Here is a 12,300-nt window from a genome sequence, read left to right on the forward strand (position 1 = left end):
GAAATACGGCTGGTGTTTTAAATACAGAAGAAAAAATAAGACGCTCTGCGTGTTGTTTCCAGAATCGAAAGCATTCACTGTTCTTGTGACTCTGGGAAAGAAGGAAATCGCGCAATTCGAGGAACGTTGTCATGATTTTAATGAAGGTACCCTAATGCTGTTTACTTCGGCACATCAGTATCATGACGGTAAGTGGCTGTACAAACGCGTATTGAACAAGAGCGATCTGAGGGATGTTATTTCCCTCGTTCGAATAAAGCGAAAGGAAAAGAAAGGGATGCTTAGTCATGAAGCATATCGAAGTCACGAGTAGCGAAGGCGTTGCGGTCGTCAAATTGTCCAGGGGGACGACTAATGCGATAAACCTTGACCTCATACGCGATCTCTCTGACTATCTAAAAGTAGCCAGGGAGGATACAAAAATTTCGGGGTTGGTTCTGACTAGCGCGAATGAGAAGTTCTTCTCCATCGGGTTTGATATCCCCGGATTGATAAACCTGGAAGAGAGGGATTTTTCGGAATTCTACCGGGCATTCAATCGTCTCTGTGTGGATATGTATACGTTTCCGAAGCCGGTAATAGCTGCGATCACCGGACACGCAGTTGCCGGCGGCTGTATCCTTACAATATGTTGCGACTACCGGTATATTTCTGAAGGAAAGAAATTGATGGGTCTCAATGAGATAAAGCTCGGCGTGCCGTTGCCATATCCTGCGGATCGCATACTGAGGCAGATCGTTGATGACCGCAGTGTGCGCAAGATCCTGGATACCGGCGATTTCTTTCCACCAGAAGAGACGCTCAAAATGGGTCTCGTGGATGAGGTGATGCCACTTCAACAAGTTTTGCCGACATCAGTTGGGAAAATCAAATCAATCGTCTCTTTTTCGCTGGAGGCTTTTCGAATGATCAAACAGAACCGTACCGAAAAGGTTGCAGCTCAGATCCAGGCAGAATTGACAGAGAAGGAAAAAATATTCATAGATCTGTGGTATACTCCCGAAACTCGAGAAAAGCTAAAGGCCGCCCTCGCGAAATTCTGACCGCTGGGGTCAAATCTTTACATGTGACAAAGAAGAATGGTCGATCTATTTTGATATGGCAAGGTCATTAAGAATCCAATACCCTGGTGCATACTATCACGTAATGTGTAGAGGTAACGCTAGTAGAAAAATTTTTATGGATGACCTCGATAGAAAGAAATTCCTGGACTATCTTACGGAATCAGTAGAAGTCTACCACGTAGTATTGTTTGCCTACGTTCTGATGCAAAACCACTTCCATATGTTGCTGAAGACCGAGAAGGCGAACCTTGCAGAATTCATGCGGCGCTTCAATATCTGCTATACAGGATGGTTCAATTACCATCATGGATGTTGTGGTCATCTATTTCAAGGGCGATATAAATCCATATTGATAGACGCGGACAGCTATTTGCTTGAAGTTTCTAGATATATACATTTAAACGTTGTGCGTGGGTCGCGATTAGGGATCGCGGACAGCGGAGGAAAATGGCGTTATGTTAGAAGATATCAATGGAGCACGTTACCAGGCTATCTGGATAAGAATTCCATTGTTGATTTTGTTTCGTACGATGAAATTCTCACCATGATTGGCGGCCGTTCTTCATACCGAGATTTCATGCTTGATGGTTTACGACGTGGTATCAGAAACCCCTTTGATTTGGTGAAATATCGCACGATTCTAGGTGATGATGATTTCATAACGCGAATCAAGGCTGAACATCTGGAAAATGGTTCGACTAGAGAGCAACCAGCGTTTCGAGGCCTTGTTGTTAGAAAAATCGATGCCGAGGTTATTTTGCAGCATCTTGCTGATATCATAAAGATAGACAGGACAATACTTTCAAAGAGACGGGGTCCAGGTGTGGTGCGTGGCATTGCCGCGGAGTTGTTGTATAGATACGGTGACCTTAATTTAGATAAAATCGGCGCACTCTTGGGGGGTATTGATTATTGTTCGGTGAGTCAATTAAGACGTCGCTTAAAACAAAAGATGGTAGAAGATAAACAGACCATGATCTTGTTCGGTAGGATTAACAGGGTAATTGCAGGACTTTGTCACATGTAAAGATTTGACCCCGTAGCCCGCGGTTGACACTGTAGCGTAAATCCGTACAATACAATTTAACTGACAATAATATCGGACTGAGAAAGGAGGCATGAATGAAAAAAGTTTTGTTTCCGCTATTCTGCGCCATGCTGATACTGATCACGTGCACGTCGGAAGATACTCATGACTATGAATTGGAGCGCACTGAAACACGCGTTTGGCCGTCACCAGGGATCAATACTATCAACGCAATAACCGTGAATGGAGAGGTCACCGTCTCCGCAACGCCGGATACGTTGATCACGGCGGTTATTACGCGTTCCTGCACTGGATCTGATTCGCTCGATGCCGAAGAACACATAGTTGACATTGAAATAACCGAGAACATTGCAGGCGGAGAACTGACTCTGGAAGCGGATATGCCCGATACGAACGACCGTGATTACCGGGCAGATTTCGACTTTACTGCACCTGCGTCCAAATACCTCGACATAACTGTGTTAAATGGTGAGGTCTCACTTTATGATATGACTGCTGGAGCCAGCATTTTAGTTACGAACGGCGGGATCACGACGGACAATATGCACGGTAGTGTTGAAGGAACGATCGTGAATGGCGCGATTCATTGCGATATGGAGGAATTGGGTGCAAATGAAACAATTCTGCTAACGACGACAAATGGGATGGTAACTCTACTCCTGCCCGATGATGTCCGGGCCGAGTTCGACGCTTCCACGACCAACGGTGAGATTACGATCAGTGGCTTCAATACCATAACCTACACGGTAAACGAAACAAATCACAAGGCGGGTACCTTGGGTGTCGGTAGTACCAACGCGACGATCAACATTACCGTCGTGAATGGAAATATTATTATCCAGGCGCGTTAGTGACGCAGTAACGCTGTAAGAAAGACAATGCCAAAACAGGAGGGACCGGTGGGGTCGCTTGCATGACCCCACTGTTTTCTTAAACCCCGTGGCGGATTTTCTTGTCTAATCAATAGGGGTGCATAGGCGCAAGTTTTGAAGGGAAGATGTGTCAAAAATACTAGAAAGATCTCTCCACCACATAAATTATGACCATAATAGGCACTACTGAAGATACAGACGGGCACTTAATCCACTTGGCGGCCAATGGCGATGAACAGGCATTTGAACGAATTGTCCATAAATACCAGCACGCTGTTTTCAATACTATTTATCGCTATACAGGCAGCCGGGAAGATGTTCAGGACCTTGCGCAGGAAATATTCATCAAAGTATGGCGCAATGCCGCCAAATTCAAGGGCAAGTCGAAATTCTCAACCTGGCTCTACAGGATTGTAGCCAATCATTGTATCAACTACCGGCGCGGGCGCAGGAAAGATCATGTCTCCCTGGATGAATTGACTGAAAAGGGTATAACGCCCGAATCCTTGAGAGTAGAACCGGATTGGGAAACGGGACGCAAGGTAGAAAAAGTCCGGAAAGCGGTTGATGAATTGCCGGATCGGCAGCGCATGGCTCTGGTCCTTTCACAATTCGAGGGTAGATCTTATAAGGAAATCGCCGAAATCATGAAGGTTTCTCTGTCTTCGGTCGAAACGCTCATTTTCCGCGCGCGGAGTTCCTTGAGGCAGAAACTGGCAAAAGTGGTGTGAATGCAGGTCGTGCGCAAGAAACGTTCTATTGTCTGTGTCCTAATATATAGGAGCAAGAATGAAGTGTTCACAGGTTAGAAGAAAACTATCAGCATATCTCGATGGCGAAGTGTCGGAAAGAGATAAGAAAGAGATTGATGGCCACCTGGAGCAGTGTAAGGGCTGCCAGGAAGAACTTGCCGCACTCTCAAGTGTATCGGATTCCCTGGGCATTATGGCGGGCATGGAGCCGCCGTCCTATTTCATGACTCGTGTAAGGCAATGCATCAGAGAAGAAGTCAAGCCAAGGCCATTTCTCGGGAAGGTTCGGAGTATAGTTTTTTCTGCTGCGACTGCTTTTGCGGTGGTCTTATCATTAATTATCGGTAATCAAGTTGGCAGGATATTGTATCAATCGGTAGCGGCTACCGGTGAATCTCAGACTGCCGAAACGACCGATGTTTTCGGTGTGGGTACTCTTGATGAATTCCCGGCCGGTTCATTATCTGATATCTATAATGAGTTGGTCGCAGGAGGTAACAATGGATAAAAAGGTATTGGTTATTATTTTGGTAATTTCAGTTGCGATTAATGCCGCAACGCTGTTCACCTTTGGATACTTCTGGTGGACAAGACATGTCCGGCCTGAAAGACGGGAGTTAGTAGAGCAGCCTCACATGATGCATGATTGGCAGCATACACGCATCGCAAGGAATCTCGATCTCAGCAAGGAGCAGATCGATGAAATAAAGAAGATGAATGAAGAAATACGAAGCGAAATGTGGCCGATACGCGAAGAACTTTTTCAAAAAAGACAAGAGCTGATGTCGTTACTCAGAGAGAATGAGCCGGATAGCATGCGCGTTGATCGGTTGCTGAAGGAGATAGCAGCCATGCAGGCGGAACATGAAGCCATGATATTCCACCGTATGCTGAAAATGCGAGAGATTCTGACTCCGGAACAGCGTGAACAGCTGGGTGGATTACTCCATAGGTTTATGGAACAAGGTAGACCACCTGAGCCTCCTCACATGCCGGTCCCTCATCACAGACCATTTGAATCACCACGAGGTGAGGGTGTACAGTAATATTTCAACAAAAAGAAAGGAGAATGAAATGCATATACTTAGATCAAGCAAGATCGTGCTCCCAATCATAGCATTGTTGTTTGTCGTAACGAGTGCTTTCGCACAGATGCCAGAGATGAGACCGGAGCGCGGCGATAAAGAACACGAATGCAGAAGTCAAAGAGAACATATGAGGATCCCGGATCTTACGGATCAACAGTTTGAACAGATGAAATCGATGCGCACGGAGCACATGAAAGAAATGCAGTCACTGCGTAATCAGATGATGGAAAAAAAGGCTCGCTTGCGCACCTTGAGTACGGCCGATAAAGTCAATATGGCCGAGATCAACAAGGTCATCGACGATATCGGTAAGATGCAGACGCAGATGATGAAAATGAAAGAACAGCATCGCCAGAATATCCGGAAGATGCTTACTGAAGATCAGCGTATTTTTTTTGATTCACACCAGCCCATGCACCGCGAAGGACTGCATCATAAGGCAATGCCTCACATGGATTAAGAGGCTAGAAGCGAAAACCGCGGGGGGTTGCGGCACATGCCGCAACCCCCTGTTCTTTTTGAGCTCTAGGAATTCTGCCTTTTCCCTCCGCAGCTAGTATGCTACAAAGGCAACCTGTAGTTGAGATCGACGAGCAGTGAATTCCGGTCGTTCAAGAAGCCCAATTCTGCCTGCAGGCTCCAGCTCTTGCTCAATTCCAACTGTGCGCCGGCTATCATGTTCCATGCATTCTCAGGATGCTGCTCTGCCTGGTAGTTGAGTTGCGTATCTGTCGAGCCTCCCATCAGCATTTGAACAAAACCGTCAATGAATTGCTGCTCTTCTGGTGTCAAAGCCAAATACCAGTCGGCTAGGTAATAATCTTGAAACTGCCCGGCTAGCTCGTCCGTGACTATGTCGGCCAATAAGAAACGGCCAGCAACCTTGGACGCAGGGTCCTGATACATGGCTCCCAGCCAGATATGGAAGTTCTGCGATTTTATAAGCGGCAGCCTGTGGCCTATACGGAATGAGAATACGGTAGTCCTCACAGGGTTATCATAATCCTCCATATCGGTCCAGGCGAGGTTGCCATTGGCCGTAACCCAAAAGCCCATTATGCCAGCGGCGAGTACAGCCCCTCCACCGTATGTCCAACCTGTGAAATCCACCGAGGTTTCAAATTCAAAAGGTGCACTCAGGGTGACGTCTGCATCTGATTTCGCATAGCCCAACATGCCGTAGATGTTGAGGAACGGAAGTAACCACAGGTCAAGTCGCGCATCGTAATTGACTGCGTCGTTGCTGACGTCCTCGAACTCAATGAAGGTCAGAGGCATTAGCTGACCTTCAGTTAGGCCGAGCGAGACCCTGTCCATAATGACACCCATGCTTTGCTGGTAGTATCCTATGCTGATCCCTATGGGATAAGGAAGATCAAAACCTTTCCGTACTATGTTTTCTCCAAACAGCGGGAAGATGTATGGATATTCGACAGTTGTCAGACTGTCCTTTTCATGCTCTGTCATGAAAGGGTCATATTCAGGTACTTGAGCGTAGGCATTTGCCGTCACCAGAAATCCTATCACGATTGTGTAGATTAGGCTTTTCGTGACTCGGCAGTAACTCATGACCGACCTCCTTCCAATACTGGATATTGTATAGATTCTAATTAATCTTGTCGTCATGTCAACAAAGAATACAGTGACTGATGGTATGGCAGATGTGTTGGATTTAGTTCTATTTTGTGTAACTGCCCCCATTTGTACCTCTTTCCATATCAGAACTATGCTAAATTACGACTCAAATGGTACTGATCTTTTTACTTGTGACTCGCATCACACCAATATCTGTTGCTGTCATATTCTGCACAAATATGAAGCTACTGCAATTTGTAATATGCTGATCGTGCTGTCAGTTTTTGTTTTACATTACAGGACGGGGTTCACTCGGTATTATGTGCGGCTGCAATGTGTAGTCAATATTCAGGAAGTGTTCCTGTCATAAGATTCTTAATGGGTGATGCTTGGGGCGGAAAACCCATTGCGCCAATTTTGCTTTATTTGTGATGGAGTAAGAAAGGATTTATCATTGACAGCTTTCTTGTTTCCGTTATACTTGTTTTGAATTGAAGTTAACCATCGCATAGCACAGACATCATGATTATTCTTGTATTTTTTCTGCAGTCTGCGTGGCAACAACACGTGTCATATGAGATATATGCACGCCTTGACACTAACCAGCATGTTCTGATCGCAGCAGCTGAAGTGGTCTACTACAATAATTCACCATACACGCTCGACACCCTTTATTTTTTTCTGAATGCCAACGCTTTCAGAACTCGGTTTGAGTATTACGCACGTGAAGCCAGTAGGATGGGTGATGAAAGATTCGAGACAATGCCGCTAGAAGCGTTTGGTGGTATCAGGATGAATGAAATTGTATCCGACGGTGATGCCTTGACTTTTAATATCACCGAAACGAGATTGACCGTCCCGTTGAGGCTGCCCGTCATCACGGGTGGTTCTGTCAGAGTCACATTTAACTACTCTGTCGATATTCCGAGAGAGCTGTATGAATTCGGGTACTGGTCAGAACATTATGAAATGTCTCATTGGTATCCGAAGATATGCTTATTTGACACTAAAGGATGGCATCTTGACCCACTTCATCCACTCGGAAGCACGTATGGTGAGTTTGGTGATTTTGATGTCACGATCGACCTTCCCGAAAGTTACCTTGTTGCCGCTACCGGCAAACAGATAGCAGTGGCAGAAAACATATTACCGGATACTCCGTCAATCACAGGGGACGAATCCAACGCCGGGACACGCAAGATAGTTCGTTTCTTGGCGGAAGACGTGAGTGATTTCATATGGGTGTGTGACCACGATTATGATGCCGAAACACACAAAATAGGCGGCACGAATGTTACCATCTTCTACCGGTCCGAGAACGAAAAGTACTGTAATAGCACGATTCGTTACGCGACCGAGGCGATATCAAGATTCAAACAGTGGTTTGGTGATTATCCTTATGAGAACCTGAATATTGTTGATGGTTTCTATGAGGGAAATGCCGCGCATCCCCAGATGGTTATTCTCAATTTGAGAGAAGACGGCGTGACAAGGTTATTTGAGTCACAATTGGTCGATAAGATCGCTTTGCAGTGGTTCGGTGCCGTCGTTGGTTCGCGCGGTTCAGCTAATGAATGGCTCGGGCAGGGACTCGCAGCTTATGCGACAATAAGATATATGGAGGACATGTACGGAGGAGAGAGTTCTCTCATAAGGACTTCTTTAGTCCCTCCATTATCAATGAAATATTATCATCGTTTATTCTATTATTTAATGCACACAAATCAGTTAGATAGATTGGTTTCGGATCCAGCATCGGACTATTCAGATGTACCCATCGCATATAATAATAGTATCAAGTCAAAACCAGCGCTTTTCTTCCTGAATCTTGAGAGTCTGTCTGGTAGAAATCAGTTCGATGAAATACTCAGACGTTATTATCAGGATCATAAATACAAGAATGCAGGGTCAGATGATTTCGTCGAAACATGCAGGAATCTAGGCCAGCAGTATCTGGCTTCACTCGTTGATTCATTCGTCAATACTACATATTATTGCGATTGGGCAGTGAATCGGGTAACTGGGCATACCATTGAGATTGAAAACAGAGGTAACTTAATGATCCCTGTAGATATGCACGTCATGGCCGAGTTTGGAGAGCAAGTTTATCATATTGACGCTCAGAGTAAGAAAAACGTGATAGTTGTGTCTGATACGTTGGGCACGGTCACGAACGTTGCACTGGATCCAAGTGAAAGTACCATGGATCCTGAATACTGGAATAATTACTGGCCAAGAAAGATTTCGATCAAACCGATTTTCAATTTCGACTGGCCATCACTTTCGACCTATCAAATTTTATGGACACCATACCTGTGGTATGATACTTATGACGGTGTTGTTGGAGGTCTCTATCTATTCGGCGACAAATTTGCCGATTTTGATTTCGTAAAGGGTGGCTATCAAGTTACTGCGGGGTATATTTATGGATTTGGTAGTAAGCGAAACTACCCTTCCATCAGGTATCAGACACCGATACTTTTCAAGGATGGTTTACGTGCGCGTGTTTTGTTCGGCGCAGCACGTTCTCGTGGCGGGGATGACATATATGTCGGCTTCAAAACTAATCTCGGTCGTCCTTTCACGCTAAATCCTCAAGTGGATATCACGAATTTGATTACTTACGATGAATTGTCTTCTTATGACGGGCTGGACTCTATCGACTGGGAATTGGGCAGAAACATATCTGTTGATAACCGCTTCACCTTCCGACATTCGGATTTGACGGTCGATGCCGATATTTCGTTGGCGCATCATGCGATCGGGAGTGAATGGGAGTATCTAAAAACCACTTTTGAGATCCAGAAAACTTTTGAATCTTTTATACCTTTCAGTACCCGTCTTTTCGTTGGCAAGATTTTCGGCGACGCGCCGGATCAGCATAGATTATTTCTAAATGGTTTGCTGCACATCAACTGGTTTGCCGATCTACTGTTCAATCAGTCCGGAACATTTTCACCGCAGGAACGGCTTCATGTCCCGGGCGACGGCAACATGTACGGGTACCAAACACTGCATATCAAATCCGACCAGATTTATGCGCTGAATCTGGATTTCCCGGCACGTTCGCTTGTGCGTATCTTTGCGGACATTGGCTACTATGACAATTTCGCCTTTGACGTCGGAGTTAGTCTCGTAATTAGCGCAGAAACCATTGCCAGACTACCGTTGTATGGTCTAAGTGTTTCTGTGAATCTACCCCTTTATGCATATACTCCGGGCGAACCATGGAAACTGCGCTGGTCCATCGGCCTCTCCTCCTGACCCCGGGTTTACCAGGAACCGGCGCCGATTTCAATCACATAACTCAGTTTGTCGATATTCACGAAGCCCGTGTTCTTAATACCAAGACGAAGCCCCCAGAAATCGGTCAGTTTGGTGAGGAATTTAAGAGGGGTATATGCCAAATTTGCCCTGAACTTCACTCCGGTTTCCAGTACAAAACTCCGGGTGCTCTCAAAGGTCTCTGGTAAGTTTATGTCCTCCCATTCTTCATCCCACTCAAAACCGGCAGAAAGGTAACCTTCCATCCAACGCGATGCGGATTTGGTGTAGAGTACAGTCCAGGCAAAGTCCCTCATGTCCGTGTCCTTGAAGTAGACACGATTCACAATCCAACCTCCACCAAAAGGTTCCTGTAGGTGTTTTACGATGAATAATGGAAAGATTATGGATATGCCTAAATCGCCATCAGCACGGAAGGCAACGGACAAAGATTTAACAAAGGACCCCGCGTCGGCCACCCAGCGCTGAAGCCTTGTCAGATCAGTATAAGGTTTTTCTTCAGGCCAGTTCGGGTTGCCCTTTCCGGCGATATAAGGACGTAAACCAGGATCTGCATTTTCCGCTGATGGGAACGGTCTGAGAACATATATCGCATTTAATGGTGCATAAACACCGTTATCACTATGCTCCTCACGAAGTGGACTGTCTTCTGGTAGAGGAGGGAATACCCGGTGTTCTTCTCTTCTTAACTTTGTCATCCAGGATTGATAGCTGCTGGTAAATAGCGTCCCGATGCGCATCACATCGCGTGCACCCCAGGCGTCATTTACCCGTGTGTTGACGTCGTAGCCAGGTGTGAAGTAGCCATCACCGTTTTTGTCAGTGCAACTTGCGTGCTTGCCTTCTTCTACCAGAATGTGTATGGGGAATCTTGCCTGCTCGTCAACTTCGAGAATGTTATCGTACCAATGGACTCCATGCGCTTTTCCTACGACCCGCGTTACGACAAGATTGTATGGGTTTTCTTGACAATCTTCTCGCCTCCACACCTGTAGCGTTAATTGGACTGATTCAACATCATGTTCATGGCTGCCCATACCTTCTTCTGCGTGGTAATAGGAGAAATAATCCAGTTCGATTCCAATAACTTGATGCAGATCAATTAGACTAAGGTTTTTGTCTGTCAGATGTGGGACGTATGCGGGACCGTCGGCGTCTTCCCGAACCAGTATCGTACGCACGCGGTAATAAACAACTGGAGTCGCAGCAGCTTCTTCAAATGGAAACGGCTCAGGCAAAACAATTTCACTGCCTTTGGTCCCTGCCAGCAGCGGTTCGTCGGGCGAGAACCACAATATGGGTCCGCAATAGGCGGCCAGTTTTTCAATAATCATTTTGGGATTACTCCCGGACCAGACGATTGCCTGTATGCCGTGTTCAGTACAAGGTATGTTGAACGGCTGCAGGTCTAAATCACCTGCCTTGGCGAAAGTTAATCCTGCACTTCCATTGAATAATGAATTGACCAATATTAGGGCTGTGAAGACTAAAATACCATTAGGCAATCGATGATGCATTGTGTTCCTCCTGTTTGAGCTTCTATATTAAAGGAATAGTCAAAAGTGTCAAGATGACCCATTCAATTCATTTGATGCATGATGTGAGATTTGAGATAAGAGATGCAAAACACCGATCAGCGAATCAGTACAAAAGTGCATGCCTGTCCCCGGGATTTATAGATCGTAGAGGCACCAGCGTGTGGCGTTTTCCATCATGGGCCAGTCAGATTCAACATCGTCAAAACTATCATACATGGACACGCCGTCGCGGTTGTCATCTTCTTCCCATTCGGGATGCGGTCCGGTGAGGAACACGCGGCCAGCCCCGTACTCACACGCGACAAGCGCCGGATAGCCAGACACATTGTAGAAACCGATCGTGTCGATCACGGCACCTGTGTCAGGCAAGAAGTAGGGGCTGTTGAAATACATTATCCAGAGGCTTGCAGGCTGGTCATCGGTTATCGGGTGGGGCTTCATGAGATAGACCTCGCACATTTCGATCTCCAATCCTGGTACGGGTCCGGTCACAATGCCCGGGTATACGCCCAAATAAGCAGCGAAATGAGCACCGCCGCATGTACCGATATAACCACGTCCTGAAGTGATAGCATCCCTCAGCCGCTGCAGACCAACACTATCGATGGCGCTTCCATAGGCACCGCCGGGGAAGTAGAAAACATCGATATGCTCTATATCACCTTCATTGAGTGTGGATGCATATATGCGCCTGGTTTCGAATCCCATCCACTTGAACATGTTCTCAGCGGCGATGTAACATATGCCTGAGGCCTGCTCATCTGCGTAGATACCGATTGTTACAATACCGTCGCCGGTAAGTTCATTAGTCTGCTCGGTGCAGCCACCGAAGGGAAATACTGTCAAAATTGATGCCAGTAAGATGAAAATCTTCTGCATGTTTTCTCCTTTTTCACACTATTTTTCGTAAGTATACAACGCAGGATGCAGAAGTCAACTGTGGCGAGTTTGGAGTTTGGGGTCACCTATGAAAAAATTGCGTTCCCCTGATTAGGTTTTACTATACTTGGTAGTTAGTTATTTGTCAATATTGACCTCCGGTTAGTTCGGTATTATAATGTCCTTGGACCATGAGTCA

At 46.0% G+C, this 12,300-nt stretch carries 12 protein-coding genes; 9 read left to right on the forward strand and 3 right to left on the reverse strand.

Features of this window, described 5'->3' with window-relative positions:
- From OEV79_11460 to OEV79_11495, 8 genes are all read left to right on the forward strand, one after another.
- Positions 1-313 (forward strand): DUF3788 domain-containing protein (locus tag OEV79_11460; protein ID MDH4212053.1); only part of this gene is annotated, 313 nt, incomplete at its 5' end.
- A complete protein-coding gene (locus OEV79_11465; GenBank protein ID MDH4212054.1) occupies positions 288-1,043 on the forward strand; it encodes an enoyl-CoA hydratase/isomerase family protein in 756 nt (251 codons plus the stop codon). The genes OEV79_11460 and OEV79_11465, both read left to right, overlap by 26 nt.
- Positions 1,044-1,098: 55 nt before the next feature.
- Entirely contained in the window at positions 1,099-2,091 is a 993-nt protein-coding gene (locus OEV79_11470; protein ID MDH4212055.1) for a transposase, read from the forward strand.
- A 95-nt stretch (positions 2,092-2,186) separates the two neighbouring features.
- A complete protein-coding gene (locus OEV79_11475; GenBank protein MDH4212056.1) occupies positions 2,187-2,963 on the forward strand; it encodes a DUF4097 domain-containing protein in 777 nt (258 codons plus the stop codon).
- Positions 2,964-3,151: 188 nt separating this feature from the next.
- Complete coding sequence (locus tag OEV79_11480) at positions 3,152-3,715, forward strand: sigma-70 family RNA polymerase sigma factor (protein MDH4212057.1); 564 nt, start codon at positions 3,152-3,154, stop codon at positions 3,713-3,715.
- 58 nt (positions 3,716-3,773) lie between these two features.
- Positions 3,774-4,244 carry an anti-sigma factor gene (locus OEV79_11485; protein ID MDH4212058.1) on the forward strand — a complete coding sequence of 157 codons (471 nt, stop codon included), beginning with the start codon at positions 3,774-3,776 and terminating at the stop codon, positions 4,242-4,244.
- Positions 4,237-4,782 carry a Spy/CpxP family protein refolding chaperone gene (locus tag OEV79_11490; GenBank protein ID MDH4212059.1) on the forward strand — a complete coding sequence of 182 codons (546 nt, stop codon included), beginning with the start codon at positions 4,237-4,239 and terminating at the stop codon, positions 4,780-4,782. The genes OEV79_11485 and OEV79_11490 overlap by 8 nt, the downstream gene beginning before the upstream one ends.
- A 28-nt stretch (positions 4,783-4,810) precedes the next feature.
- Positions 4,811-5,284: a periplasmic heavy metal sensor gene (locus OEV79_11495; GenBank protein ID MDH4212060.1), complete on the forward strand. Its 474-nt coding sequence runs from the start codon at positions 4,811-4,813 to the stop codon at positions 5,282-5,284.
- A gap of 101 nt (positions 5,285-5,385) precedes the next feature.
- On the opposite strand, the gene OEV79_11500 is transcribed toward OEV79_11495, so the two are convergent.
- A complete protein-coding gene (locus OEV79_11500; protein MDH4212061.1) occupies positions 5,386-6,393 on the reverse strand; it encodes a hypothetical protein in 1,008 nt (335 codons plus the stop codon).
- A gap of 528 nt (positions 6,394-6,921) precedes the next feature.
- Here OEV79_11500 and OEV79_11505 point away from each other — a divergent pair.
- Positions 6,922-9,663: a M1 family aminopeptidase gene (locus tag OEV79_11505; protein ID MDH4212062.1), complete on the forward strand. Its 2,742-nt coding sequence runs from the start codon at positions 6,922-6,924 to the stop codon at positions 9,661-9,663.
- Between the two features lie 8 nt (positions 9,664-9,671).
- Here the strand turns inward: OEV79_11505 and OEV79_11510 are convergent, their stop codons facing one another.
- Positions 9,672-11,201, reverse strand: coding sequence for a hypothetical protein (locus tag OEV79_11510; protein ID MDH4212063.1), 1,530 nt, complete (start codon positions 11,199-11,201; stop codon positions 9,672-9,674).
- A gap of 156 nt (positions 11,202-11,357) precedes the next feature.
- A complete protein-coding gene (locus tag OEV79_11515; GenBank protein ID MDH4212064.1) occupies positions 11,358-12,101 on the reverse strand; it encodes a hypothetical protein in 744 nt (247 codons plus the stop codon).
- Positions 12,102-12,300: the final 199 nt, after the last annotated feature.

The sequence above is a fragment of the candidate division WOR-3 bacterium genome (assembly GCA_029858255.1).
Taxonomy (GTDB): Bacteria; Hydrothermota; Tepidihabitantia; order SM23-42; family SM23-42; genus SM23-42.